This is a genomic window from Enterobacter sp. SORGH_AS_0287 (assembly GCF_031453695.1).
In the GTDB taxonomy this organism is placed as follows: Bacteria; Pseudomonadota; Gammaproteobacteria; order Enterobacterales; family Enterobacteriaceae; genus Enterobacter; species Enterobacter ludwigii.
This window is the reverse complement of sequence record NZ_JAVIZW010000001.1, coordinates 24,200-49,705: the sequence shown is the minus strand read 5'-3', so window position 1 is coordinate 49,705 and position 25,506 is coordinate 24,200. Positions and strand designations below refer to the sequence as shown.

Here is a 25,506-nt window from a genome sequence, read left to right as displayed (position 1 = left end):
ATCCTGAGTGAAAGGCCTGCCGGCGCGCTTTTCAGCGCCCATCCTTTAGCTATTCTTATCAAACATTCCCACTGGATACCCGACAGATGATGACGACGCTTGAAATTCCATCTGTGCTTTCCAGTTCGCAGCGCCGCTGCCAGGTGCTTTTAATGCTTTACCTGCCCGATGCTGCCGTTACCGCACAGAGCATTATCGCTGCCAATGGCGTGGACGACGCTATGGCACGGCAAGATATAGCCGAGACGCGCGATGAAATCCAGCGCTATCACCGGCTCGACATCGTCACGTACCATGACGGCAGCTACCGGATTGAAGGCTCAGCCCTGAATCAACGTTTATGCCTGTTGCACTGGCTGCGCAGGGCTTTGCGGCTGTGTCCGCAATTCGTTTCGCATCAGTTTACCCCCGCGCTGAAAACCGCGCTTAAACAGCAGGGCATTGCCCGGCCTCTCTATGACGATACCAACCTGCGGGCGTTGATCAGCTTCTGCTCGCGCAAGCTTCAGCGCCCGTTTGATTGCCGGGACGTACAGTTTTTACAGCTCTATCTGCAGTATTGCCTGATGCAGCATCATCTGGGGAATACCCCGCAGTTTTCATCGGTGCAGCGTAACTGGACGCAATCAAGAGGGGAATATTTCACCGCTCAGGAGATTGTTCGTCACTGGAAACGCCGTGTGCCACAAGGGACCCACAGCGATGAACAACTTTTTCTCGCGCTGCTGTTTATGATGCTGCGCACTCCTGACCCTGTGCTTGATAAGCATCAGCAGGATCAGCGTCTGCGCCGGGCAATTGTGCGCATGGTCGCCCGTTTTCGGGCGCAAACCGGGATGAACTTCAGCGATGAACAGGGGCTGACCGATCAGCTTTATATTCATCTGGCCCAGGCGCTGGACCGTTCGCTGTTTGAGATAGGCATCGACAATAGCCTGCCGGAAGAGATCCATCGTCTCTACCCCCGCCTGTTACGCACCACCAAAGAGGCGTTGTTTGAGCTGGAAGCGGAATTCGGGCTGCGTTTTTCTGATGAAGAGATGAGCCTGGTGGCGGTCATTTTCGGCGCCTGGCTGATGCAGGAGACCGATCTGCATGAGAAGCAGGTGGTGTTATTGACGGGAGAGGATAAATCCTGTGAGGACGTGATAGAGCAGCAACTGCGCGAATTGACGTTGCTGCCGCTCAACATTCGATATCAGACGCTGCAGGCCTATCAGAAAGAGGGGGCACCGCGCGAAGCGGCGCTGGTCATCACCCCTTATCCGACCGCCCTGCCCCTGTTCTCACCACCGCTGATCCACGCCGTTGAGACGCTGAACACGCAGCAGCAAGAACATATTCGCGCCATGCTGGAATCGTAGCTAGGCGCGCGCGGCGACTTTAGGACGAACGAACATCGCCGGTAGGGCGACAAGCGCCATGACCCAGAAGACCCCGTGTCCCAGATGCTGGTAAAGGAAGCCCGCAAAGACCGTCATCACCGCAATGCTGCCGCCCATCGCCACCGCCGAATAAACCGACTGCAACCGAATGACATCCCCGCCTTCACGCGCGGCGATATAGCGCATGGCCGCCAGGTGACATACCGTGAAGGTGCCGCAGTGCAGAATTTGCGCCACGATCAGCCACGGCAGTTCCGTCGTCCAGCCCATAATGCCCCACCGTATAACACCACAGACTGCAGAAAGCAGGAGCAGATCGCGCGCGCCGAAGCGCCGGAACAGCTTTTTGCTCAGCGCGAAGATAATCACTTCAGCGACCACACCGAGCGACCACAGGTAACCCACTGCAGATGCGGAGTATCCTGCCCCCTGCCAGTAGATGGCGCTGAAACCATAGTACGCCGCGTGCGCGCCCTGCAGCAGACAGACGCAGGCCAGGAAACGCCAGCTTTGTGCCACCAGGCTTCGCCAGGCCGGCCAGCCGGCGCTTTCCTGATGACGGCTCTCACCTTGCGGCATTACCGATGGACGCAACAGCATCCCCAGCAGCATGGAGGCAATGCCGATACTCAGCAGCGCAAGGATCGCACGGTAATCGTAAAGGCTAACCAGTTTACCCACCAGTGCAGAGCCGATGACAAAGGCAATTGAGCCCCACAGCCGCACGCGGCCATAATCCATCGTTATCTGTTTTTGCCAGGTGTTTGCCAGGGCATCCGTCAGCGGAACCAGCGGCGAGAAAAAGAGGTTAAAACCGACCATCACCACCATCAGCCATGCAAACTGGTGGCTCACCCAGAAACAGGCGACAAAGACCAGCGTCAACAGCGCCAGAATGCGTACCGCCTTAATCAGCAAGGAGGGATCGCTGACGCGCGGTGCGATCAGCAGGCTTCCCAGGAAACGTGCCACCAGACCAGCGCCAAGCAGGATACCTATGGTCTCGGGCGTCAGGCCGATCCCCTTGAGCCAGACGCTCCAGAAAGGCAGAAAAATACCGTAGCTAAAGAAATAGGTGAAATAACTGAGCGCCAGCCAGCGCGTGGAATGCAAGACCATGAATCCCTCCCGAAATGGAGGCCATAGTCTGGCGAGAATACAAAAATTAAGCAAGTCGATAGCCTGCTATAAATTAACGAAAATTTAACATATTGTGCAGTCATCTGACTTATGGCAGGGAATGAAAATGTGTATTACGTTTAAATTACTCCACTTGCAGAGGTATTTCTGCCATGAACTCACTTCGCTATTTAGATTTCGGCCAGGCACGTCACCTGTTGCTGTTAATAGGTCGTATCGCGCTTGTCGTACTGTTTATTATCTTCGGCTATCCAAAACTGACGGGGTTTAGCGGGACCGTACAATATATGACGTCGCTGGGTACACCCATGCCCATGCTGGCGGCCATTATTGCGGTGGTAATGGAGGTGCCTGCCGCCATCCTGATCGTGCTGGGCTTTTTCACCCGCCCTGTTGCCGTACTCTTTGTATTTTACACGCTGGGTACCGCGATTATCGGCCACCACTACTGGGATATGACCGGTGATACCGTCATGCCGAATATGATTAACTTCTACAAGAATATCAGTATTGCCGGAGCGTTTATTTTACTGGCGATAGTGGGACCGGGAGCCCTCTCCCTTGACCGGCGTTAACCCATAAAAAAAGGCCGCAATCGCGGCCTTTTTTATTTCTGCAAAACAGAAAGATTATGCGTATACCGGGAAGCGTGCGCAGATTTCCAGAACTTTACCTTTAACGCGCTCGATAACCGCTTCGTCATTGATATTGTCCAGAACGTCACACATCCAGCCTGCCAGCTCTTTCACTTCCGCTTCTTTAAAGCCGCGGCGAGTAACAGCCGGAGAACCGATACGGATACCGGAGGTCACGAACGGGCTCTTCGGATCGTTTGGCACGCTGTTTTTGTTCACGGTGATGTTGGCGCGGCCAAGGGCAGCGTCAGCTTCTTTACCGGTCAGGTTTTTATCAACCAGGTCCAGCAGGAACAGGTGGTTCTCAGTACCACCGGAAACCACTTTGTAACCGCGGTTCAGGAAGACTTCCACCATCGCTTTGGCGTTTTTAGCAACCTGCTGCTGGTAAACTTTAAACTCTGGCTCCATCGCTTCTTTCAGCGCCACCGCTTTCGCCGCGATAACGTGCATCAGTGGGCCGCCCTGCGCGCTTGGGAATACGGCAGAGTTCAGCTTTTTGTACAGCTCTTCGTCGCCACCTTTCGCCAGGATCAAGCCACCGCGTGGGCCCGCCAGGGTTTTGTGCGTGGTGGTGGTCACAACGTGAGCATGCGGAACCGGGTTCGGATAAACGCCTGCAGCAATCAGGCCGGCAACGTGCGCCATGTCAACGAACAGGTAAGCACCGATGCTGTCTGCAATTTCACGCATTTTTGCCCAGTCAACGATACCGGAGTAAGCAGAGAAACCGCCGATAATCATCTTCGGTTTGTGGGTCTGCGCCTGCTTCGCCATGTCTTCGTAGTCAATTTTACCGGACTCATCAATGCCGTAAGGAATGATGTTGTACAGTTTGCCAGAGAAGTTAACCGGAGAGCCGTGAGTCAGGTGGCCGCCTTGCGCCAGGTTCATACCCAGAACGGTATCGCCCGGTTGCAGCAGCGCGGTGTAGACCGCGAAGTTAGCCTGAGAGCCAGAGTGTGGCTGTACGTTAGCGTAGTCGGCGCCAAACAGTTCTTTAGCGCGATCGATGGCCAGTTGCTCAACGATATCAACGTACTCGCAACCGCCGTAGTAGCGTTTGCCCGGGTAACCTTCAGCGTATTTGTTGGTCAGCTGAGAACCCTGCGCCTGCATTACGCGCGGGCTGGTGTAGTTTTCGGAGGCGATCAGTTCGATGTGCTCTTCCTGACGTACTTTTTCCTGCTCCATAGCCTGCCACAGTTCGGCATCATAATCGGCAATGTTCATTTCACGCTTTAACATCCGCATCTCCTGACTCAGCTAACAATAAAATTTTGGCCTGAAAAGGCAGTCCTGTTGGACGACGGGCAACAGTATAACTGATTAGTTCTGTGATAACAGGTCTTGACAAACGATTTTACGCAAACGTTTTCCTACCCGCCACGCAAGGGTTTGAGGAATAAAGCCCTCATCATTTTCAACGGATTTCTTTTCAGGTTTGTGATGCATATTTTTCACGTTGCAAAGAACCATTTACAACGCAGGGGTATTTTTTATAAGATGCATTTAAAATACATCATTAAAAACACCACTGAAGGACGCTGCTATGCTCGACGCTCAAACCATCGCCACAGTTAAAGCCACTATTCCCCTGCTGGTCGAAACCGGCCCGAAACTCACCGCCCATTTCTACGATCGTATGTTTACGCATAACCCGGAGTTGAAAGAGATTTTCAACATGAGCAACCAGCGTAACGGCGATCAGCGCGAAGCCCTGTTCAACGCCATCGCAGCCTACGCCAGCAATATCGAAAACCTGGCGGCGTTGCTGCCTGCCGTGGAAAAAATTGCGCAGAAGCACACCAGCTTCCAGATCAAACCAGAGCAGTACAATATCGTCGGCGGCCATCTGCTGGCCACACTGGATGAGATGTTTAGCCCGGGCCAGGAGGTGCTGGACGCGTGGGGAAAAGCCTACGGCGTGCTGGCAAACGTGTTCATTAACCGTGAAGCACAGATCTACAGCGAAAACGCCAGTAAGGCTGGCGGCTGGGAAGGTACCCGCGCTTTCCGCATCGTCGAGAAAACGCCGCGCAGCCAGCTCATCACCAGTTTTGAGTTCGAGTCGGTGGATGGCAAGCCGGTCGCTGATTATCAGCCGGGACAGTATCTGGGCGTGTGGCTGAAGCCTGAAGGTTTCCCGCACCAGGAGATTCGCCAGTACTCCCTGACCCGCAAACCAGACGGTAAACGTTATCGCATTGCCGTAAAACGCGAAGATGGCGGCCAGGTATCAAACTGGCTGCATAACGAGGCTAACGTGGGTGATGTGGTTCATCTGGCCGCGCCTGCGGGCGACTTCTTTATGGCGGTTGAGGCGAATACGCCGGTCACCCTAATCTCAGCCGGGGTGGGTCAGACGCCAATGCTGGCGATGCTCGATACCCTCGCTAAATCAAACCACAGCGCGCAGGTAAACTGGTTCCACGCCGCCGAGAACGGTGCAGTGCACGCGTTTGCCGATGAAGTGAATGCGCTGGCTTCCGGTCTGCCATGCTTTACCGCCCATACCTGGTATCGTCTGCCGACGGATGCCGACCGTGCAGCCGCACGCTTTGACAGCGAAGGTCTGATGAATTTGAGTCAGCACGAGGGGGCATTCAGCGCGCCGGAGATGCAGTTTTACGTCTGCGGACCGGTCGCGTTTATGCAGTATGCCGCGAAGCAGCTGGTGGAGTTGGGTGTGAATAAAGACAACATTCATTACGAATGTTTCGGGCCGCATAAAGTACTGTAATCGCCCGATGGCGCTACACTTTCCCGGCCGGTGAGGTTTTGCAGGCCGGGTAAGCATAGCGCCACCCGGCTGAATCAGGAATCAGGTACTGACGATTAAATCGCGGCGTCGTCTTCTTCACCGGTACGGATACGGATCACGCGTGCCACATCAAAGACGAAGATTTTACCGTCGCCAATTTTGCCGGTCTGCGCCGTACGGATAATGGTATCCACACAGGTATCCACGATATCGTCGCTCACCACGATTTCAATTTTCACTTTTGGCAGAAAGTCCACCATGTACTCTGCGCCACGGTAAAGTTCGGTGTGGCCCTTCTGGCGACCAAAACCTTTCACTTCCGTCACTGTCATCCCGGTGATGCCCACTTCCGCCAGCGCTTCACGCACATCATCCAGTTTGAAAGGTTTAATAATCGCATCAATCTTTTTCATGGTGGGTCCTTAAACTCTTGCCTGTAAGCTGCTTCGTAATCGGTTGCTCACAGTATCATACTCATTCAGATTTTGCGGTACTACTCTTTAAAATCGTTTGCTTCCAGCTCATGGCGGGAGAGCAGCTTGTAGAACTCGGTACGGTTGCGCCCGGCCATACGCGCCGCATGGGTTACGTTGCCTTTGGTTATCTGCAGGAGCTTGCGAAGATAGTTCAGCTCGAACTGATTACGCGCTTCTGCAAACGTCGGCAGCGCGGTGTTTTCCCCTTCCAGCGCCTGCTCCACCAGCGCGTCACTAATGACAGGTGACGAAGTCAGCGCCACGCACTGTTCAATAACGTTCACCAGCTGGCGCACGTTGCCCGGCCAGCTTGCAGCCATCAGCCGTTTCATCGCATCGGTGGAAAACGCCCGGACAAAAGGCTTATGCCGATCGGCCGCCTGGCGCAAAAGATGGTTTGCCAGCAGCGGAATATCTTCCGCCCGCTCGGCCAGTGCCGGAATTTTCAGGTTCACCACGTTCAGACGGTAGTAGAGATCTTCACGAAACTCGTTGCGCGCCATGACCTTTGGTAAATCGCGGTGCGTGGCCGAAATGATACGCACGTTAATATCGATATCGCGGTTACTGCCGAGGGGGCGCACTTTTCGCTCCTGCAAAACACGCAGCAATTTGACCTGCAGCGGTGCCGGCATATCGCCAATCTCGTCCAGGAAAAGTGTGCCGCCTTCTGCCGCCTGGAAAAGCCCTTCCCGGCTGCTCACCGCCCCGGTGAACGCCCCGCGGGCATGACCAAACAGTTCAGACTCAAGCAGTTGTTCAGGGAGCGCACCACAGTTAATCGCGATAAAGGCGTTTTTGCTGCGCGGGCTGGCGTTATGGATAGCCTGAGCAAGAATCTCTTTCCCGGTACCGCTCTGGCCGTTAATCAGCACGCTAACGTCTGACTGCGCCACCATCCGGGCCTGTTCGAGCAGACGCAGCATAATCGGGCTGCGGGTGACGATAGACTCCCGCCACGCTTCATCATTCGACGGAGCCGCGTGCTCAAGCGCGCTGTCGATAGCCTTATAGAGGGCATCTTTATCTACCGGCTTGGTGAGGAAGCTGAATACCCCCTGCTGCGTCGCGGCAACGGCATCCGGAATCGATCCGTGCGCCGTCAGGATGATCACCGGCATGCCAGGCTGCTGCTTCTGGATCTCCGCGAACAGCTGCAGGCCATCCATTTCATCCATTCGCAGGTCGCTAATCACCAGATCAACCTTCTCGCGGCTCAGGACTTTCAGCCCCTCCTGCCCGCTTTCCGCCGTCACCACGCTGTAGCCTTCACTGACCAGACGCATCCCCAGCAGCTTTAACAGCCCCGGATCGTCATCCACCAGTAAGAGATGGGCAGGTTTTCGGCTTGTCATGGCTTCACATCCTCTTGTTTCTGCGCATCACCGTCTGGCGTCGCGGCTGACCCTTTTGGCGCATCAGGCAGATAATTTCCGGCCGGTTTACGTGTCGAGAGCTGTCTTTCGATGTCGGTCAGGTTTTCAAGCTTGCGCGTCGTGGTATCCAGTTGAGCACGCAAGTGCTGCTCCTGCTGGCGCAGCGTATCTAGCTCGCTGTCGGTGGATTGCTGTAATTTGCTGTAGCGAAAACGCTCTTCAGATAACTGCAGTTGTAACGCCTGACCATCACGCCAGAGCTGATACACCGGGCGCACCTGCGCCGGAAGATTTCCGACAAACGTGTCCAGCCGCGTGACGTTGGTGCGACGCTCGACGGGGGTGATTTTCGCATCCGCGAGTAAAATCCCACGCTTGAACGCGTCCTGCCAGGTATCGTCACTGAGCATCGCCGCTTGCGAGCGCGCCCTCAACCGGCGCCAGACGCTGGGCGCAATCTATTCCACGTAGCCAGAACAGCGGATTGCTCTCGACGTCATGCCCCGACAGATTCCAGATGTCGTCACAGCGGGTCGACAGGAAATCTGCCAGCTGATTATCTGGCCATTTATCTTGTTGCTTATCGCTAATCGCACTTTGCGGCACATGGGAAACACAGCCCGCCAGAAATAAACAGGGCAGGCTCAGGCGAAACATATTGCTGGAAAACACCGCGCGCACGGCGCGGGAAAAGACGTGTGACATACTCACCAGGCATAGATTCATTTCATTGATTTTTCCGGCTCAGGGGCAGTTCAATACGGAAGCAAACATCTGACCGTTCGTCCGTGGCAATTTTCAGCTCACCCTGCATGCGTCGTATGCAGTCCCGGGCAATACTCAGGCCCAGCCCACTTCCTTTTACCGCCCCTTTCCGCTGATGACTTCCCTGGAAAAAGGGTTCAAAGATCATGGTTTTTTCGTCATCAGGGATTGGAGTGCCGGTATTAGCGACGTCAATAAACACCCGTGAACCATTCGTATAACTTCGGATATAAATGTTACCGGATTCAGTACCATAGTGCACCGCATTGGAGTAAAGATTATCCAGAACGCTCATCAACAGCATCGGTTCCGCGAGGCAGGTTGGCTCACTGAGCTCCACCCCGGTATGCATCATTTTAGCTCTTGCTGGCAAGCTATGGGCGGAGATCACCATATCCACCAGCGGCGCAATATCGACGTTTTCCAGCACCACCGCGCCATCCGCCAGCTTGCGGTTATAGTCCAGCAATTGCTCAATCAGCTTTTGCAGATTGCGGCTGCTGGCATCCAGGATGTCGACAATCTCTTTCTGTTCGGGCGTAAGCGGCCCCGCCACTTCATCCGCCAGCAGTTCCGTTCCTTCGCGCATGCTGGCAAGCGGCGTTTTAAGCTCATGGGAAATATGGCGCAAGAACTGATGGCGCTGGGATTCCAGCCATGCCAGACGTTCAGAAAGCCAGATAATGCGCTGGCCAACAGAGCGCAACTCGCGCGGGCCTTTAAAGGCGACCGTATCCCCGAGAGACTTCCCCTCGCCCAGGCGGTTAATCATGCGCTGGATACCCTTCACCGGGCCGATGATCATGCGGGTAAAGAGCAGAACAAGACCGAGGCTGACGAGGAACAGCACCAGCGCCTGCCAGCCAAAGAACTGGCCACGTTCCGCAATCTCCTGCTGCAGCTGTTGCCCGCGCGAGAAGATAACCGTGCGGGTAGACTGCACCATCTCGGTATTGGCATTCGCAAAGGCTTCCAGACGGGCAGCCGCTGCGGCATCCGGGCCGCTGTTCTTACACTGCAGTTGCGCCAGATCGTTCAAATCCTGACGTAACGCCTGATAAAGCTTATCGTCCGGCAGCACCCCTGCATGGGCATCCAGCATTTCACTGTAGCGTTTACGTTGATTCTGATAGACCTTTTCCAGAGTAGGATCGTCAAGCACGCAGTACTGGCGATAGCTGCGTTCCATCTCCAGCGCGGCGTTAGTCATCGCTTCACTGCGTCGGGCGTCGATCAGCGTCGTGCGGTTAGTCAGTGCCGCCTGCGCACTGAGCGCGTTGAGACTCTGCCACGCCTGCCATGCCAGGATCAGCAAAGGCAGCAGGATCAGCAGAAAGGCCATCATGACAAGCTGTCGCAGGGAACGAGGAAAAACGGGCCAGCGTTTCAACGCATTACTCTCTTTATCGGGGTTTAAGGAGAGCGTAACTGAGTCTGCCCTTCAGATACAACAAAGCCGGGTAAAAACCCGGCTTTGTCATGGAATGAGGCGGTGCCTAACTCGACGTTTCGCCCTGGCCTGATAAAGCAACGCTATGATCAGTAGTTGGACGGCAGGCACCTTTTTGTGCGTCATTCGAAGTTTATGTAGCACGTCCCGAAGGGGCTGACATAAGAAGGTGAATGAGCCACTGATTAATATTATGCAACACTCGTGCCATAATGCAAAACAATAAATTATCTTGTTGATATTTATGTATTTTATGCAATTATGCCGTTAATTGCCCGCTGAATGATTTCCAGGCTAAGTGTCGCTAAAAAGCAACACCTTAACGACAACCCACCATACTCTATGGAATTCAATGAGTTAAGCGTCTCCTTTTGGAGACACCACGAATAGCGGATTGTCGCGGTTTTGCGACAGGCACAAAAAAGCCCGGTGGCGTTTTCGCGCACCGGGCCTGCTGTGGGAGTAGCGGTACGCTTAACCTAGCTGTTTACGCGCATTACGGAAGATACGCATCCACGGGCTGTCCTCGCCCCAGTTTTCCGGGTGCCAGGAGTTGCTCACGGTACGGAACACACGTTCCGGGTGCGGCATCATAATGGTCGCACGACCGCTTTCGCTGGTCACCGCAGTGATACCGTTCACCGAACCGTTCGGGTTAGCCGGGTAGGATTCTGTCACCTTGCCGAAGTTATCGACAAAGCGCAGCGCCACCAGGCCTTTGCTTTCAAGCTGAGCCAGATGAGCTGCATCGCGCACTTCAACCTGGCCTTCGCCATGGGAAACGGCGATTGGCATCTGCGACCCTACCATGCCCTGCAGCAGCAGAGACGGGCTTTGGGTCACTTCCACGAGGCTGAAACGCGCTTCAAAGCGGTCAGACTGGTTACGCACAAAGCGCGGCCAGGCTTCGCTACCGGGGATCAGCTCGCGCAGGTTGGACATCATCTGGCAACCATTACATACGCCCAGCGCCAGCGTTTGCGGACGGTGGAAGAAGGTTTCAAACTCGTCGCGGACACGGCTGTTGAAGAGGATGGACTTCGCCCAACCCTCACCTGCACCCAGCACGTCGCCGTAAGAGAAACCACCGCAGGCGACCAGCGCCTGGAAATCTTCCAGACCGGTACGCCCGGCCAGCAGGTCGCTCATGTGAACGTCGATGGCATCAAAGCCCGCACGGTAGAAGGCAGCAGCCATCTCAACGTGGGAGTTGACGCCCTGCTCACGCAGTACGGCCACTTTCGGACGCGCGCCGGTCGCAATATACGGCGCGGCGATATCTTCGTTGATGTCGAAGGAGAGCTTCACGTTCAGGCCAGGATCGTTGTCATTAGCCTTCGCGTTGTGTTCCTGATCGGCACACTCCGGGTTGTCACGCAGGCGCTGCATCTGCCAGGTGGTTTCAGCCCACCACATACGCAGGGTAGAACGACTCTCGCTGAACACCGCGTGGCCATCCGCTTCAATGACAAAGCGGTCGCCCTGCACGGCTTTACCCAGATAATGCACGCAATCTGCCAGGCCGTGTTGAGCCAGTACGCTTTCAACCGCGTCACGATCTGCGGCACGCACCTGAATCACCGCGCCCAGCTCTTCGTTAAACAGCGCCGCCAGACGATCCTCGCCCAGCGTCGCGATGTTCGCTTCGACGCCGCAGTGGCCGGTGAAGGCCATCTCAGCCAGAGTAACCAGCAGGCCACCGTCGGAACGGTCGTGGTAGGCCAGCAGTTTACGCTGTGCCACCAGGGACTGGATGGCGTCGTAGAAACCTTTTAACTGCGCCACATCACGTACATCTGCCGGCTTATCACCCAGCTGACGATAAACCTGCGCCAGCGCGGTCGCTCCCAGTGCGTTATGGCCTTTACCCAGGTCAATCAGCAGCAGGGCGTTATCTTCAGTCACCAGCTGTGGCGTCACGGTATGGCGCACGTCTTCTACGCGGGCAAACGCGGAGATGATCAGCGACAGCGGAGAGGTCATCTCGCGCTGCTCGTTACCCTCCTGCCAGCGGGTCTTCATCGACATGGAGTCTTTACCCACCGGAATGGTCAGGCCAAGTGCCGGGCAGAGCTCTTCACCCACCGCCTTCACGGCTTCATACAGGCCCGCATCTTCGCCCGGGTGGCCCGCTGCGGCCATCCAGTTCGCGGAAAGTTTGATACGTTTAATGTCGCCAATCTGCGTTGCGGCAATGTTGGTCAGTGCTTCACCAACGGCCAGGCGAGCAGACGCGGCGAAGTCCAGCAGAGCAACCGGGGTACGTTCGCCCAGCGCCATCGCTTCACCGTAGTAGCTGTCGAGACTCGCGGTGGTGACGGCACAGTTAGCCACCGGGATCTGCCACGGGCCAACCATCTGATCGCGCGACACCATACCGGTCACGGTACGGTCGCCGATGGTGACTAGGAAGGTTTTCTCCGCCACGGCCGGCAGGTGCAGAACACGATTGACCGCGTCAGCCACGGTAATGCCCTGACGATCCAGCGCTTTGCCAGCCGCTTTACGGGTCTCAACGTCGCGGGTCATCTTCGGCGTTTTGCCGAGCAGCACGTCCAGCGGCAGATCGATCGGCTGGTTGTCGAAATGGGTGTCGCTCAGGGACAGGTGCAGCGCTTCGGTCGCTTCACCGATGACGGCATACGGGGCACGCTCGCGGCGGCACAGCTCGTCAAACAGCGGCAACTGATCGGCAGCGACGGCCAGAACATAACGTTCCTGGGATTCGTTACACCAGATTTCCAGCGGGCTCATGCCTGGCTCATCACTCAGGATGTCGCGCAGGTTGAAGCGACCGCCACGACCACCGTCACTGACCAGCTCCGGCATGGCGTTGGACAGACCGCCCGCGCCTACGTCATGAATAAAGAGGATGGGGTTGGCATCACCCAACTGCCAGCAGCGGTCAATGACCTCCTGGCAACGGCGTTCCATCTCCGGGTTATCACGCTGTACGGATGCAAAATCGAGATCCGCATCAGACTGACCGGAGGTCATAGAGGAGGCAGCCCCGCCGCCCAGGCCGATGTTCATTGCCGGGCCACCCAGGACGATCAGCTTCGCACCGACTACGATCTCGCCTTTTTGCACGTGATCGGCGCGAATGTTACCGATCCCGCCAGCCAGCATGATCGGTTTGTGATAGCCGCGCAGCTCTTCGCCGTTGTGGCTCTCCACTTTCTCTTCGTAGGTACGGAAGTAACCGTTCAGCGCAGGACGTCCAAATTCATTGTTGAACGCCGCCCCGCCCAGTGGGCCTTCGGTCATGATATCCAGCGCGGTCACAATACGTTCCGGCTTGCCGAAATCCTCTTCCCACGGCTGTTCAAAGCCCGGGATGCGCAGGTTGGAGACGGAGAAACCGACCAGACCGGCTTTTGGTTTAGCCCCCCGTCCGGTTGCGCCTTCGTCGCGGATTTCCCCGCCAGACCCGGTCGCCGCACCCGGCCACGGCGAGATCGCCGTCGGGTGGTTATGCGTTTCGACTTTCATCAGAATATGCGCCGGCTCCTGATGGAAATCATAGCGCCCTGCTTCGCGATCGGCGAAGAAGCGGCCCACGTCAGAACCTTCCATCACCGCGGCGTTGTCTTTGTAGGCAGACAGCACGTGGTCAGGCGTTTTTTCCATGGTGTTTTTGATCATTTTGAACAGCGACTTCGGCTGCTCTTCACCGTCGATAATCCAGTCGGCGTTGAAAATCTTGTGACGGCAGTGCTCAGAGTTTGCCTGAGCGAACATGTAAAGTTCGATGTCGTTCGGGTTGCGGTTCAGCTTAACAAACGCATCCTGCAGGTAGTCAATTTCGTCTTCTGCCAGTGCCAGACCGAGACGCAGGTTGGCGTCAATCAGCGCCTGACGGCCCTGCCCCAGCAAATCGACGCTCTGTACCGGCGCAGGCTGATGGTGGGAGAAGAGTTTCTGCGCATCGTCCAGAGAGGCAAAGACACTCTCCATCATGCGGTCGTGCAGCTCAGCGGCAACGGTTTGCCACTGCGCATCGGTCAGGGTAGAGGCTTCAACGTAGTACGCCACGCCGCGCTCCAGACGGTTAATCTGGTTCAGACCACAGTTGTGGGCGATGTCGGTGGCTTTGGAAGACCAGGGGGAGATGGTGCCTGGACGAGGCGTCGCAAGGATCAGTTTGCCGGTTGGCGTATGGCTGCTCAGGCTTGGACCATATTTGAGCAGGCGTTCCAGCTGTACTCGCTCCTCTGCATTCAGGGGTGCATTCAGGTCAGCAAAATGGACATACTCAGCGTAAATATTGCTTACCGGAAGGTCGGCTGCCTGAAAACGTGCCAGCAGTTTATTGATACGGAAGGCAGACAGTGCAGGCGAACCACGCAGAATTTCCATCATAAGTCTCTCGTCTTCGAAGCGCCGGGGCGCTTACAGTGTGCGCAAGGGGGGAAAACGGGCGTCATTATAGAGAATCCTGAGCGTCGACGAAACCGTTTGCGTCGAAATAAAATCAACGTTTACGTTTAACAATAGATGTGACCTCTCTCTCTAATTTGTTGCCAAGTGGCGTAACTTTACGCAAAATGCCGCTCATTCAATGGCAAACCTTATTCTTAACATGGCTACAGCATACTGAGGCATCCGGCGTCGCAGAGAATTAACTAATTGAAAAAATTAAAGATTAATTATCTGCTCATCGGCATTGTAACGTTGCTGCTGGCAGTGGCCCTCTGGCCTTCCATCCCCTGGTTCGGTAAAGCCGAAAACCGTATCGCCGCCATACAGGAGCGGGGGGAATTGCGCGTCAGTACCCTCAACTCGCCGCTGATTTACAGCGACATTAACGGCAAAACGATTGGCCTGGATTATGAACTGGCGCAGCAGTTTGCCGACTATCTTGGCGTGAAGCTCAAAATTACCGTCCGTCAGAATATCAGCCAGCTGTTTGATGACCTGGATAACAACGATGCCGATATCCTTGCGGCCGGGCTGGTGTACAACAGCGAGCGCAGCAAGAACTATCAGCCAGGCCCAACCTACTACTCCGTTTCGCAACAGCTGGTCTACCGGGTCGGGAGCCTGCGCCCGCGAACGCTGGCGGCGATTAATGCACAACAGTTGACCATCGCCCCGGGTCACGTCGTGATTGACGATCTGCGTGAGCTCAAGGAGAAGAAATTCCCGGACCTGAGCTGGACGGTTGATCCTAAGCTCGGCACGACTGAGCTGCTGGACCAGGTAAAAGATAAAAAACTGCCCTACACCATCGCTGATTCGGTCGCGATCAGCCTTTTCCAGCGCGTGCACCCCGAAATCGCGGTGGCGCTGGACGTGACAGACGAACAGCCGGTGACCTGGTTTAGCCAGCTTGATGACGATCAGACCCTCTCTGCGGCGATGCTCGATTTCTTCAACACCATCAATGAAGACGGTACGCTGGCGCGTCTGGAAGAGAAATACCTCGGCCACGGTGACGATTTTGATTACGTCGACACCCGAAGCTTCTTGCGCGCGGTCGATAGCGTGCTGCCAGACCTGCAGCCGTTATTTGAAAAGTATGCCCAGGAGATCGACTGGCGATTACTGGCAGCGATCTCTTATCAGGAATCCCACTGGGATACTCAGGCCACCTCGCCCACTGGCGTTCGCGGCTTAATGATGCTCACTAAAAATACCGCTCAGAGCCTTGGGCTGACTGACCGTACCGATGCAGAACAGAGCATCAGCGGCGGCGCACGGTATCTGCAGGACATGATGGGCAAAGTGCCGGAGACGGTGCCTGAAGAGGAACGGATCTGGTTTGCGCTGGCAGCCTACAACATGGGTTATGCGCACATGCTTGACGCGCGCGCGCTGACGGCGAAAACGAAAGGTAACCCGGACAGCTGGTCAGACGTAAAACAGCGCCTGCCGCTGTTGAGCCAGAAGCCGTGGTACAACAAGCTGACCTACGGTTACGCACGCGGGCATGAAGCCTACGCCTACGTGGAAAATATCCGTAAATATCAGATTAGCCTGGTGGGTTATCTGCTGGAGAAGGAAAAAGAGGCGGCAGAGGCAAATCAGCTGGCCCAGAGTTATCCGGTGGTGGCACCGGACGAACTTACTCGCCCGACAACTTCAATTCTGCCTTTTGTTGCTTTTTCTGCTGACGGCGCATTCGAAAGAAATCACTTAATAGCCCCGCACACTCTGGTGCAAGTACCCCACCGATAGTCTGCACCTGGTGGTTCATTCCCGGGTGTCCCAGTACGTCCATCAGCGAACCGGCCGCTCCGGTTTTTTCATCCCGCGCGCCAAAGACCAGCGTGCCGATACGGCTATGCACCATCGCGCCGGAACACATAACGCACGGCTCAAGCGTGACATACAGCGTGGTATCAAGCAGACGATAGTTTTGCAGCACCATTCCGCCCTGACGAAGGGCCATGATTTCAGCGTGCGCAGTCGGATCGTGACGGCCAATCGGGCGGTTCCACCCTTCCCCTATCACCTGGTTATTGTGGACAAGCACAGCACCCACGGGCACTTCCCCCTCGTCCCAGGCGCGCTGGGCAAGCGTAAGCGCATGGCGCATCCAGTATTCATGATCGCGTTCAGGGTTGCACAACGGTTGATACTCCAGTCTAAAAGCGGGCGGCATTATACACACCCGCTATAGATAAGACTATTCGAGTTGCTGAAGTTCGCCTGCGGGCGTGACGCGCCAGCGATGCTGGCAAAAATAGAGCAGCGGGTTGTCCTGCTTGCTGTCGCTGTAGCCGCTGTAAAGACGCAGTGGCGTACCGATTCGCTTCTCCAGTTGCACCACCTTTTCATGCCCCAGGCAGCGCATGGTCAGTACCCATCCACCGTACCCGCGGGTAATTTGCGTGGCGATAAGATTCACCCGCGGCAGCCACGGGGTATCATAATAGACCTGTTCCACCAGCGCTTGCGGGGATCCGGTAATCAACCAGATGTCGGCATCGTTCGCGTCGAGATAGCTGGTGAGCCTTGCCTGAACAACCGGAAACGCGGTCACATGCCCGCGAAACCAGTGCACAAAGTCCTGCTGAAGCTGTTTAAGCCGCGCTTCGCTGCGTCCAAAGGTACAGCCCCAGAGCAACAGGCTCATTGGCCAGCGCGCTGCCCGACCTTTTAGCAGCAGCGCAATGCCAATTACGGGTAAGAGAGGTAATACGAGCAGCGCATTCAAAGGCTGACGCCGCAGCAGGTAGCGCATAAACGTACCAAACATATCCTGCTGATGCAGCGTACCGTCCAGGTCGAAAAAAACAACGCGACGCTCGTGATTTGCCAAACCTTACTCCTCTGGATCGTTGAATCCTAACAGCCAGGTAAACAGGAACCCGGCGATCACCGCTACCAGATAGCCTAACAGATAGAGCATAACTTTTCCGGTCACGATGGTGAGCGCCAGCGGCAGCCCGGAGATCCCGAAGGTGATCACCGTTGCCACTTTCCAGTAGCTGATCAGCGCTCCGCCTACCGCCCCTCCCAGGCAAGCACCGAGGAACGGTTTCCCCAGCGGCAGCGTGACGCCGAAAATCAGCGGCTCGCCAATTCCGAGTAATCCGACCGGGAGCGCACCTTTGATCACTTTTTTCAGCCGCGCGTTGCGGGTTTTCATCAGTACGGCAATCGCCGCCCCGACCTGCCCCACGCCAGCCATCGACAGGATGGGCAGCAGCGCGTTGTAACCGTGCGCCTGCACCAGCTCGACGTGGATCGGCACCAGCCCCTGATGCAGACCGGTCAGTACCAGCGGCAAGAAGGTGCCTGACAGCACGGCACCCACTAACAGACCGCCGCGATCGATAGCCAGCGATGCGCCATGGGCGATGGCCTCAGAGATCCAGCCCCCCAGCGGTTGTAACGCCACAATAGCCACGCTGCCGGTGATTAACGTCGTTAACAGTGGATTGAGGATCAGCTCAATTGATCCAGGCAGGAGAGTGCGCAGTTTCTTCTCGATCCAGCACATCAGGATGACCACCAGCAGCACGGCAATCACCCCGCCGCGTCCAGGCTGGAGCGCCTCACCAAACAGGGTTATCTGCGCCAGTTGTGGGCTGGACAGAATACCTGCCATCACCCCGCCCATGGCCAGCGAGCCGCCAAAAACCTTCGCGGTGTTGACCCCCACCAGAATGTTCATAATGGCAAACACGGCGCTGCCGAAAATACCGAGAATGCCTAATAAATTAGGGTAGTGGGTCGCGAAGTCCCCTACGATATCCGGACGCTTAAGAATATTGATGATCCCGGTGATTAAGCCAGAGGCAATAAACGCCGGGATCAGCGGAATAAAGACGTTGGCCAGTTGTCGCAGCGCATCGCTCATGGGGGCTTTGTATCGGGCCTTTGCCTGCGCCTTCGTACGTTCGACGTCATCGATCGCCACGCTCTCGCCGCCGACCATCAGCGCACGCATGGCATCCACAACCTGCGCCGCCTTTCCCGGCCCGACAATCAGCTGGTGCTGTTGCCCCTGTTTAACGTAACCACTCACGCCGGAAAGCTGCTTCAGACGCGGCACATCAAGCTGCTCGTCGTTACGCACCTCGACGCGCACGCGCGTCATGCAGTTTTCCAGACGCTGAATATTTTTTTCCCCACCGATCCCCTGCAGGATATCGCTGGCGAGCGCTGCTGTTTTGTCCATACACGCCTCTGTTAGTTTTCTAATGCCGCCCGTAAGAACCCGTTATGGGCATTGAGCCTTGCTCTGGCGGCCGCAGCGTCCAGTCCGCTCAGGATCATCAGAATGGCCGGTTTAACATCGTGATCGGTTTGTTTCAGTACCGCCTCCGCCTCTTCGCGGCTTGCTCCCGTCGCCTCCATGACCATACGGCAGGCTCTGTCCACCAGCTTGACGTTGGTCGCTTGCATATCCACCATCAGGTTCTGATAAACCTTGCCAAACTTCACCATCGCGCCAGTGGAGATCATGTTGAGCACCAGCTTTTGCGCGGTGCCGGATTTCAGCCGCGTAGAACCGGTTAACGCTTCCGGGCCGACAACCGGAGAGATAGCGATAGCAGCGACCTGCGCAATCGGCGAGCCAGGATTACAGGAAATCGCCACCGTGGTACAGCCCGTCTTGTTGGCATACTCCAGACCGCCGATAACGTACGGCGTACGCCCGGAGGCCGCCAGCCCAACAACCAGATCCTGAGCGGTCAGATTTAGCCCCTTCAGGTCATTCTCGCCGAGCTGTTTGTTGTCTTCCGCTCCTTCCACGGCTTTCAGCAGCGCGCCAGGGCCGCCAGCAATCAACCCGACCACCAGACCGTGCGGCACACCAAACGTTGGCGGGCATTCAGAGGCATCCAGCACACCAAGACGCCCGCTGGTTCCGGCGCCCATGTAGATAATGCGACCACCGGCCTTCAATGCTTCCGCCGCCGCATCGACGGCTTTCGCCACCTCCGGTAATGTCTCTTTCACTGCCTGCGCGACCAGCGTATCCTGTTGATTAAAACGGTTAACCAGCTCCAGGGTGCTGAGCGCATCCAGATCCATGGTTTGTGGGTTACGCGTTTCAGAAACAAGTGAGCCAAGATTCATCTTTTGTACCTCAAGAATTTTTAATTCATAATAATCTCACTATAATGGAATATAAAATTCATTCAGGCGAGCAAAATTCGTATTTGCGCAGACAATCACAATTTCGCCAGGAGAACCTATGAACTGTTTAATTCGCATTCGCCAGCGTTATGCAGGCTTTGCTCAAAGCGACAAAAAGCTGGCGGATTTTCTGCTCTCTCAGCCCGACCATGCCCGCCATCTCAGCTCGCAGCAGCTGGCGAGTGAGGCCGGAGTGAGTCAATCGAGCGTGGTGAAATTTGCCCAGAAGATTGGCTTTAAAGGCTTCCCGGCTCTCAAGCTGGCGATTAGCGAAGCACTGGTGAGTAACCCCAATCCGCAGTCGATGCCGGTGCATAATCAAATTCGTGGCGATGACCCGATGCGTCTGGTGGGAGAGAAGCTCATCAAAGAGAATGTCGCGGCCATGCATGCCACCCTTGATGTGAATACCGAAGAAAAATTACTGGAAAGCGTGGCGATGCTGCGTGCAGCGCGACGTATTATTTTGACCGGGATAGGCGCGTCCGGACTGGTGGCACGTAACTTTGGCTGGAAGCTGACAAAAATAGGTTACAACGCCATTGTCGAGCAGGATATGCACGCCCTGCTGGCGACCGTGCAGGCGATGGATGCTAACGATCTGCTGCTGGCGATCTCCTATTCCGGCGAACGCCGCGAGATCAATATGGCTACCGATGAAGCCTTACGCGTAGGCGGTAAGATTCTGGCCATCACCGGGTTTACTCCCAACGCGCTGCAGCAGCGGGCTACGCGCTGTTTATATACTATCGCGGAAGAGCAGGCCACGCGCAGCGCAGCGATCTCCTCGACAAGTGCGCAAATGATGTTGACCGACCTGCTGTTTATGGCCCTGGTGCAACAGGATCTGGAGCATGCGCCAGAGCGTATCCGGCACAGTGAAGAGCTGGTAAAAAAACTGGTTTGAACAGGTAATGAGCGTATAATGCCCGCCCTGTTTGTGTTGTTTCTGAGAATTTCCTGATGGCGCTGTTAATCACCAAAAAATGCATCAATTGCGATATGTGCGAACCGGAATGCCCGAACCAGGCGATTTCGATGGGCGAGAGCATTTATGAGATTAACAGCGACCGCTGCACTGAATGCATCGGCCACTACGAAACGCCGACCTGTCAGAAAGTGTGCCCAATCCCCAATACCATCCTGAAGGATCCGGCACACGTCGAGAGCGAAGAGCAGCTTTGGGATAAGTTTGTCCTGCTGCATCACGCGGACAAACTTTAACTTTCGATAATCACCGTCGCGCAGGCGTAGTGTCGTTCATCGGCGAGCGTGACATGCATGTGATTTACGCCGAGTTTCTCTGCCAGCGTTTGCGCCTCACCCCATAAACGCAGGCGCGGTTTACCCAGCTCATCGTTAAACACTTCAAACTGGTTAAACGCCAGACCGTTACGAATACCGGTGCCGAAGGCTTTGGCTGCCGCCTCTTTGACGGCAAAGCGCTTGGCCAGAAAACGTACCGGCTGCTGATGCGTCTCCCAGATGGCCCATTCGTTATCGCTCAACACGCGTCGTGCCAGGCGATCGCCGCTACGGGCGATCACCGCTTCAATGCGGGCTATTTCAACGATATCGGTGCCTAAGCCCAGAATAGCCATTACTGACGCGCTTCCAGCATCAGGCGTTTCATTTCTGAGACCGCCTCTTTCAGGCCACTCATTACCGCACGGCCAATAATAGCGTGGCCGATATTCAGCTCATGCATTTCTGGCAGGGCTGCAATAGCCTTGACGTTATGGTAGGTCAGGCCATGCCCGGCGTTAACTTTCAGACCCAGGCTCGCGGCATAGGTGGCCGCATTGGCGATACGCTCCAGCTCTTTGGACTGCATAGTTTCGTCTTTCGCATCAGCGTAACAGCCGGTATGAATTTCAATATAGGGCGCGCCCACTTCGGCAGCCGCTTTGATCTGTGCTACATCGGCGTCGATGAACAGAGAGACCAGGATACCTGCCTCAGCCAGACGCTTGCAGGCATCACGCATTTTGTCGCGTTGACCCGCCACGTCCAGGCCCCCTTCGGTGGTCACTTCCTGACGTTTTTCCGGTACCAGGCAGCAGAAATGCGGCTTCGTCTCGCAGGCAATCGTCAGCATCTCTTCCGTGACCGCCATCTCCAGGTTCATGCGGGTGTCCAGCGTCTGACGCAGAATGCGCACATCGCGGTCGGTAATATGACGGCGGTCTTCACGCAGGTGAACGGTAATGCCATCGGCGCCAGCCTGCTCAGCGATGAACGCCGCCTGAACCGGATCGGGATAAGCCGTGCCGCGTGCATTACGCAGCGTGGCGATGTGATCAATGTTGACGCCTAACAGTAATTCAGCCATGACAATCCTCGGTATTTTAGTTCGTGTCCCTGCCTCCCTCTCCCTCAGTGAGAGGGCTGGAGCGAGGGTCTGATACGTTAACGTTTCGGCATAAACTGCCTGAACAATTCGCGGCTCTTTAAGGGCTTGCCGCCAAGATACGGCTTGAGCGCAATCCGGGTAAAGCGTTTTGCTGCGCGAAGGGTATCCTGATCGGGAAACTCACGCGCATACAGCGCTCTAAGCTGTCGCCCGGTAAAGGTGCTGTTATCTATCACGACGCTGGCGATAAAGCCTTTTTCTTCACGGTAGCGATAGGTCATCGCATCCTCTACCTCGTCTCCGCTCCCTGCACAATGCAAAAAATCGACCCCGTAGCCCAGATGTCCAAGCAGCGCCAGCTCAAAACGACGCAGGGCAGGTTCGGGCGTACCGGTTGCGCCGGCCAGCGCCTGGATACAGTGCAGGTAATCAAAGAAAAGTTCAGAGAAGCGAGTCTCATGCTCCAGAACACGTGAGATGAGTTCGTTGACATAGAGACCGCTGTACAGCGTGATACCAGAAAGGGGGAGCGCCAGAGAGACGGCCTCGGCACTGCGCAGGGTTTTGACTTCCCCACGCCCGCCGAAGCGTACCAGCAGCGGAGTGAAAGGCTGTAAGGCGCCCTTCAGGCCGGAGCGTTTGGAACGTGCGCCTTTAGCAACAAGGCGCACACGGCCCGACTCTTCCGTGAAAACGTCCAGCATAAGGCTGGTCTCGCTCCACGGACGGCTATGGAGGACAAAGGCACGCTGCCATCCATCCACGATGTTCAGTCTTAGACGTCGTCGCCGTAACCGAGGCTGCGCAATGCACGCTCATCATCGGCCCAGCCTGATTTCACCTTCACCCACAGTTCAAGGTGAACCGGGGCTTCAAACATGTCCTGCATGTCTCTGCGCGCTTCAATGCCGATGGTTTTGATCTTGGCACCTTTGTTGCCGATCACCATCTTCTTCTGCCCTTCACGCTCAACGAGGATCAGGCCGTTGATGTCATAGCCGCCGCGTTCGTTGGTCTGAAAACGTTCAATCTCAACCGTTACGGAGTACGGCAGTTCCGCGCCAAGGAAACGCATCAGTTTTTCACGGATGATCTCAGAGGCCATAAAGCGCTGAGAACGATCGGTGATGTAATCTTCCGGGAAGTGATGAATCGCTTCCGGCAGATGTTTGCGCACGATGCCTGCGATGGTATCGACGTTCAGACCGGTCTCGGCAGACAGCGGGACGATATCAAGGAAGTTCATCTGGCTTCCCAGCCACTGCAGGTGCGGCAGCAGATCGGCTTTTTCCTGCACGTTGTCCACTTTGTTGACCGCAAGGATCACCGGCGTTTTACCGTCGCGCAGTTTGTTGAGCACCATTTCGTCGTCAGGCGTCCAGCGGGTGCCTTCCACCACGAAAATCACCAGCTCTACGTCGCCAATAGAGCTGCTCGCCGCCTTGTTCATCAGGCGGTTGATGGCGCGCTTCTCTTCCATGTGCAGGCCCGGGGTATCAACGTAGATCGCCTGATAGGCGCCTTCCGTGTGGATACCGACGATGCGGTGACGCGTGGTCTGCGCCTTACGGGAAGTAATGGAAATTTTCTGCCCAAGCAGATTATTCAACAGGGTAGATTTGCCAACGTTCGGACGTCCGACGATGGCAATAAACCCGCAATACGTTTTTTCTTCGCTCATTCCAGCTCCAGCATTTTTAACGCCTGTTCGGCGGCAGCCTGTTCAGCCTTACGACGGCTAGAACCTGTGCCGACCACCGGTTCACTCAGGCCACTGACCTGGCAATGGATGGTAAATTCCTGATCGTGCGCTTCGCCCCGCACCTGTACCACCAGATAGGATGGCAGCGGGAGGTGGCGACCCTGCAAATATTCCTGCAGACGCGTTTTCGGATCTTTTTGTTTATCGCCCGGACTGATTTCGTCCAGACGGGTTTGATACCAGTTAAGGATCAGCTTTTCTACGGTCTGAATATCGCTGTCCAGGAACACACCACCAATTAATGCTTCGACCGTGTCGGCAAGAATAGATTCACGACGGAAGCCGCCGCTTTTCAGTTCACCCGGCCCAAGTCGCAGACATTCGCCCAGTTCAAATTCACGAGCGATTTCCGCCAGGGTATTACCCCGAACCAGCGTCGCGCGCATGCGGCTCATATCACCTTCGTCCACACGTGGGAAACGATGATAAAGCGCATTCGCGATCACGAAACTTAAAATAGAGTCACCCAGGAACTCGAGGCGCTCATTATGCTTGCTGCTGGCACTGCGGTGGGTTAATGCCTGTTGCAACAACTCCTGATGATGAAAAGTGTAGCCCAGCTTCCGTTGAAGCCGATTAATTACGATGGGGTTCATGCGATACCAGTAAATGAATGCGTCAAAAATGCAGCACACGAAACCGACCTGAGAAGACCAACGCGGTTTCGTGTGCCGTGGCACCCTTGCAGGGCCAACCTTAAACTTCGGGGGAATATTCTATACACAACGACAGGGGATGTCGTTAGTCCAAAGAGATTTATCGCTGAAATAATTCACGTAGCCGCTAATTAACGCGGCTACGCGTTCATTTAATGAGAATTAATGGATCCCGCCGATACGATTCAGGCGAACGCCGGTCGGCCATTCGCCTTCCTGCTTCTCAAAACTCATCCAGATAGCGGTCGCTTTACCTACCAGATTCGCTTCCGGCACAAAGCCCCAGTAACGGCTGTCCGCGGAATTATCGCGGTTATCACCCATCATGAAGTAGTGTCCCGGTGGTACGATCCAGCTGGCCAGCTGTTGGCCTGGCTGCCGGTAGTACATCCCCACTTGATCCTGCGCGATTGGCACGGTGAGGATACGGTGGGTCACATCACCCAGCGTCTCTTTACGTTCAACCAGGCGAATACCGTCCTCTTTGGTCTCGCCTTTGGGCACCTGGAAGAAACCGCTGGTCGCTTCACCGCCGTTACGGCGAGCAAAGGTCTGCACAAAATCACTTGGCTCAACGTTTGAGTAAGTGATTGGCAGCGCGTTTTCACACGCGGTGCCGGAGCTGCAGCCAGGCTGAACGGTAACTTCTTTCGCCACCGGATCGTAGGTGACTTTATCACCCGGCAGACCCACTGCACGCTTGATGTAATCCAGACGCGGATCTTCCGGGTATTTAAACACCACGATGTCGCCACGTTTTGGATGACCGGTTTCGATCAGCGTTTTCTGGTAGATCGGATCTTTAATCCCGTAGGTAAACTTCTCAACCAGAATAAAATCGCCAATCAGCAGCGTTGGCATCATTGAACCAGACGGGATCTGGAACGGCTCGTAAATAAACGAGCGGACAACCAGCACAATCGCCAGCACCGGAAATACCGATGCCCCGGTTTCCAGCCAGCCCGGTTTAGGGCCGACTTTCTTCAGGGTTTTCGCGTCCAGCCCATCGCCAGTGGCTGCCTGTGCGGCAGCCTGACGTTCATGGCGTTTTGGGGCGAAAATAAACTTATCCAGACACCACAACAAACCTGTCACCAGGGTAGCAATGACCAGAATCAGGGCAAACATGTTCGCCATGCCAACTCCT

22 protein-coding genes and 1 pseudogene are annotated in these 25,506 nt (G+C 55.7%); 6 read left to right on the top strand and 17 right to left on the bottom strand.

Annotation, left to right across the window (positions count from 1 at the left end):
• Positions 1-86: 86 nt before the first annotated feature.
• The gene (gene csiE / locus QE396_RS00225) at positions 87-1,364 is read left to right on the top strand and encodes a stationary phase inducible protein CsiE (RefSeq protein WP_309949561.1); all 1,278 of its coding nucleotides are present in this window, start codon (positions 87-89) and stop codon (positions 1,362-1,364) included.
• Here csiE and QE396_RS00220 read toward each other — a convergent pair whose 3' ends face one another.
• On the bottom strand, positions 1,365-2,504 hold the full coding sequence (locus tag QE396_RS00220; RefSeq protein WP_020883016.1) for a 3-phenylpropionate MFS transporter: 1,140 nt from the start codon (positions 2,502-2,504) through the stop codon (positions 1,365-1,367).
• Between the two features lie 173 nt (positions 2,505-2,677).
• On the opposite strand from QE396_RS00220, the gene QE396_RS00215 reads away from it, so the two are divergent.
• Positions 2,678-3,100 (top strand): DoxX family protein, encoded by a 423-nt coding sequence (locus tag QE396_RS00215; protein WP_020883015.1) that lies wholly within the window; start codon positions 2,678-2,680, stop codon positions 3,098-3,100.
• A gap of 54 nt (positions 3,101-3,154) precedes the next feature.
• On the opposite strand, the gene glyA is transcribed toward QE396_RS00215, so the two are convergent.
• Positions 3,155-4,408: a serine hydroxymethyltransferase gene (gene glyA / locus QE396_RS00210; RefSeq protein WP_020883014.1), complete on the bottom strand. Its 1,254-nt coding sequence runs from the start codon at positions 4,406-4,408 to the stop codon at positions 3,155-3,157.
• 304 nt (positions 4,409-4,712) lie between these two features.
• On the opposite strand from glyA, the gene hmpA reads away from it, so the two are divergent.
• On the top strand, positions 4,713-5,903 hold the full coding sequence (gene hmpA / locus QE396_RS00205) for an NO-inducible flavohemoprotein (RefSeq protein WP_020883013.1): 1,191 nt from the start codon (positions 4,713-4,715) through the stop codon (positions 5,901-5,903).
• A 95-nt stretch (positions 5,904-5,998) separates the two neighbouring features.
• Here hmpA and glnB read toward each other — a convergent pair whose 3' ends face one another.
• The 5 genes and pseudogenes from glnB to purL all read right to left on the bottom strand — a co-directional run bounded on the left by glnB (position 5,999) and on the right by purL (position 14,353).
• Positions 5,999-6,337, bottom strand: coding sequence for a nitrogen regulatory protein P-II (gene glnB, locus QE396_RS00200; RefSeq protein WP_003860685.1), 339 nt, complete (start codon positions 6,335-6,337; stop codon positions 5,999-6,001).
• Positions 6,338-6,417: 80 nt separating this feature from the next.
• Complete coding sequence (glrR, locus tag QE396_RS00195; RefSeq protein WP_014171196.1) at positions 6,418-7,755, bottom strand: two-component system response regulator GlrR; 1,338 nt, start codon at positions 7,753-7,755, stop codon at positions 6,418-6,420.
• Positions 7,752-8,502, bottom strand: a pseudogene (qseG, locus tag QE396_RS00190) (two-component system QseEF-associated lipoprotein QseG). Before qseG ends, glrR begins: the two are co-directional and overlap by 4 nt.
• A 1-nt stretch (position 8,503) precedes the next feature.
• Positions 8,504-9,931 (bottom strand): two component system sensor histidine kinase QseE/GlrK, encoded by a 1,428-nt coding sequence (qseE, locus tag QE396_RS00185; RefSeq protein WP_025203453.1) that lies wholly within the window; start codon positions 9,929-9,931, stop codon positions 8,504-8,506.
• A 534-nt stretch (positions 9,932-10,465) separates the two neighbouring features.
• Positions 10,466-14,353, bottom strand: coding sequence for a phosphoribosylformylglycinamidine synthase (purL, locus tag QE396_RS00180; protein WP_020883011.1), 3,888 nt, complete (start codon positions 14,351-14,353; stop codon positions 10,466-10,468).
• A gap of 267 nt (positions 14,354-14,620) precedes the next feature.
• Between purL and mltF the strand changes: the two genes are divergently transcribed.
• A complete protein-coding gene (gene mltF / locus QE396_RS00175; protein WP_014171200.1) occupies positions 14,621-16,171 on the top strand; it encodes a membrane-bound lytic murein transglycosylase MltF in 1,551 nt (516 codons plus the stop codon).
• On the opposite strand, the gene tadA is transcribed toward mltF, so the two are convergent.
• Genes tadA through murQ form a run of 4 tightly spaced genes read right to left on the bottom strand, consistent with a single transcriptional unit; the run spans position 16,059 to position 19,528 of the window.
• A complete protein-coding gene (tadA, locus tag QE396_RS00170; RefSeq protein WP_020883010.1) occupies positions 16,059-16,598 on the bottom strand; it encodes a tRNA adenosine(34) deaminase TadA in 540 nt (179 codons plus the stop codon). The two genes, mltF and tadA, sit on opposite strands and share 113 nt — an antisense overlap.
• A 24-nt stretch (positions 16,599-16,622) precedes the next feature.
• Positions 16,623-17,258 carry a phosphatidylglycerophosphatase C gene (gene yfhb / locus QE396_RS00165; protein ID WP_020883009.1) on the bottom strand — a complete coding sequence of 212 codons (636 nt, stop codon included), beginning with the start codon at positions 17,256-17,258 and terminating at the stop codon, positions 16,623-16,625.
• A 3-nt stretch (positions 17,259-17,261) separates the two neighbouring features.
• A complete protein-coding gene (locus QE396_RS00160) occupies positions 17,262-18,623 on the bottom strand; it encodes a PTS transporter subunit EIIC (RefSeq protein ID WP_020883008.1) in 1,362 nt (453 codons plus the stop codon).
• A gap of 11 nt (positions 18,624-18,634) precedes the next feature.
• On the bottom strand, positions 18,635-19,528 hold the full coding sequence (gene murQ, locus QE396_RS00155; RefSeq protein WP_020883007.1) for an N-acetylmuramic acid 6-phosphate etherase: 894 nt from the start codon (positions 19,526-19,528) through the stop codon (positions 18,635-18,637).
• 118 nt (positions 19,529-19,646) lie between these two features.
• Between murQ and QE396_RS00150 the strand changes: the two genes are divergently transcribed.
• Positions 19,647-20,495: a MurR/RpiR family transcriptional regulator gene (locus QE396_RS00150; protein ID WP_014171207.1), complete on the top strand. Its 849-nt coding sequence runs from the start codon at positions 19,647-19,649 to the stop codon at positions 20,493-20,495.
• A gap of 56 nt (positions 20,496-20,551) precedes the next feature.
• Positions 20,552-20,812, top strand: coding sequence for a YfhL family 4Fe-4S dicluster ferredoxin (locus QE396_RS00145; RefSeq protein WP_020883006.1), 261 nt, complete (start codon positions 20,552-20,554; stop codon positions 20,810-20,812).
• Here the strand turns inward: QE396_RS00145 and acpS are convergent.
• From acpS to lepB, 6 genes are all read right to left on the bottom strand, one after another.
• The gene (gene acpS, locus QE396_RS00140; protein WP_014171209.1) at positions 20,809-21,189 is read right to left on the bottom strand and encodes a holo-ACP synthase; all 381 of its coding nucleotides are present in this window, start codon (positions 21,187-21,189) and stop codon (positions 20,809-20,811) included. The two genes, QE396_RS00145 and acpS, sit on opposite strands and share 4 nt — an antisense overlap.
• Entirely contained in the window at positions 21,189-21,920 is a 732-nt protein-coding gene (gene pdxJ / locus QE396_RS00135; RefSeq protein WP_020883005.1) for a pyridoxine 5'-phosphate synthase, read from the bottom strand. The genes acpS and pdxJ overlap by 1 nt, the downstream gene beginning before the upstream one ends.
• Before the next feature lie 77 nt (positions 21,921-21,997).
• The gene (gene recO, locus QE396_RS00130; RefSeq protein WP_014171211.1) at positions 21,998-22,705 is read right to left on the bottom strand and encodes a DNA repair protein RecO; all 708 of its coding nucleotides are present in this window, start codon (positions 22,703-22,705) and stop codon (positions 21,998-22,000) included.
• An 11-nt stretch (positions 22,706-22,716) separates the two neighbouring features.
• Positions 22,717-23,622 carry a GTPase Era gene (era, locus tag QE396_RS00125; protein WP_014171212.1) on the bottom strand — a complete coding sequence of 302 codons (906 nt, stop codon included), beginning with the start codon at positions 23,620-23,622 and terminating at the stop codon, positions 22,717-22,719.
• Complete coding sequence (gene rnc, locus QE396_RS00120) at positions 23,619-24,299, bottom strand: ribonuclease III (RefSeq protein WP_003860711.1); 681 nt, start codon at positions 24,297-24,299, stop codon at positions 23,619-23,621. Before rnc ends, era begins: the two co-directional genes overlap by 4 nt.
• A 222-nt stretch (positions 24,300-24,521) precedes the next feature.
• Positions 24,522-25,496 (bottom strand): signal peptidase I, encoded by a 975-nt coding sequence (gene lepB / locus QE396_RS00115; RefSeq protein ID WP_020883003.1) that lies wholly within the window; start codon positions 25,494-25,496, stop codon positions 24,522-24,524.
• Positions 25,497-25,506 lie beyond the last annotated feature (10 nt).

What these genes read in the sequence shown, in the direction of transcription:
- glrR (WP_014171196.1), bottom strand. Translation starts at nt 7,755, where the DNA reads ATGACAAGCCGAAAACCTGCCCATCTCTTACTGGTGGATGACGATCCG.
- QE396_RS00160 (WP_020883008.1), bottom strand. Translation starts at nt 18,623, where the DNA reads ATGGACAAAACAGCAGCGCTCGCCAGCGATATCCTGCAGGGGATCGGT.
- glnB (WP_003860685.1), bottom strand. Translation starts at nt 6,337, where the DNA reads ATGAAAAAGATTGATGCGATTATTAAACCTTTCAAACTGGATGATGTG.
- glyA (WP_020883014.1), bottom strand. Translation starts at nt 4,408, where the DNA reads ATGTTAAAGCGTGAAATGAACATTGCCGATTATGATGCCGAACTGTGG.
- acpS (WP_014171209.1), bottom strand. Translation starts at nt 21,189, where the DNA reads ATGGCTATTCTGGGCTTAGGCACCGATATCGTTGAAATAGCCCGCATT.
- murQ (WP_020883007.1), bottom strand. Translation starts at nt 19,528, where the DNA reads ATGAATCTTGGCTCACTTGTTTCTGAAACGCGTAACCCACAAACCATG.
- lepB (WP_020883003.1), bottom strand. Translation starts at nt 25,496, where the DNA reads ATGGCGAACATGTTTGCCCTGATTCTGGTCATTGCTACCCTGGTGACA.
- QE396_RS00150 (WP_014171207.1), top strand. Translation starts at nt 19,647, where the DNA reads ATGAACTGTTTAATTCGCATTCGCCAGCGTTATGCAGGCTTTGCTCAA.
- rnc (WP_003860711.1), bottom strand. Translation starts at nt 24,299, where the DNA reads ATGAACCCCATCGTAATTAATCGGCTTCAACGGAAGCTGGGCTACACT.
- csiE (WP_309949561.1), top strand. Translation starts at nt 87, where the DNA reads ATGATGACGACGCTTGAAATTCCATCTGTGCTTTCCAGTTCGCAGCGC.
- era (WP_014171212.1), bottom strand. Translation starts at nt 23,622, where the DNA reads ATGAGCGAAGAAAAAACGTATTGCGGGTTTATTGCCATCGTCGGACGT.
- QE396_RS00145 (WP_020883006.1), top strand. Translation starts at nt 20,552, where the DNA reads ATGGCGCTGTTAATCACCAAAAAATGCATCAATTGCGATATGTGCGAA.
- QE396_RS00215 (WP_020883015.1), top strand. Translation starts at nt 2,678, where the DNA reads ATGAACTCACTTCGCTATTTAGATTTCGGCCAGGCACGTCACCTGTTG.
- QE396_RS00220 (WP_020883016.1), bottom strand. Translation starts at nt 2,504, where the DNA reads ATGGTCTTGCATTCCACGCGCTGGCTGGCGCTCAGTTATTTCACCTAT.
- pdxJ (WP_020883005.1), bottom strand. Translation starts at nt 21,920, where the DNA reads ATGGCTGAATTACTGTTAGGCGTCAACATTGATCACATCGCCACGCTG.
- hmpA (WP_020883013.1), top strand. Translation starts at nt 4,713, where the DNA reads ATGCTCGACGCTCAAACCATCGCCACAGTTAAAGCCACTATTCCCCTG.
- tadA (WP_020883010.1), bottom strand. Translation starts at nt 16,598, where the DNA reads ATGCCGCCCGCTTTTAGACTGGAGTATCAACCGTTGTGCAACCCTGAA.
- purL (WP_020883011.1), bottom strand. Translation starts at nt 14,353, where the DNA reads ATGATGGAAATTCTGCGTGGTTCGCCTGCACTGTCTGCCTTCCGTATC.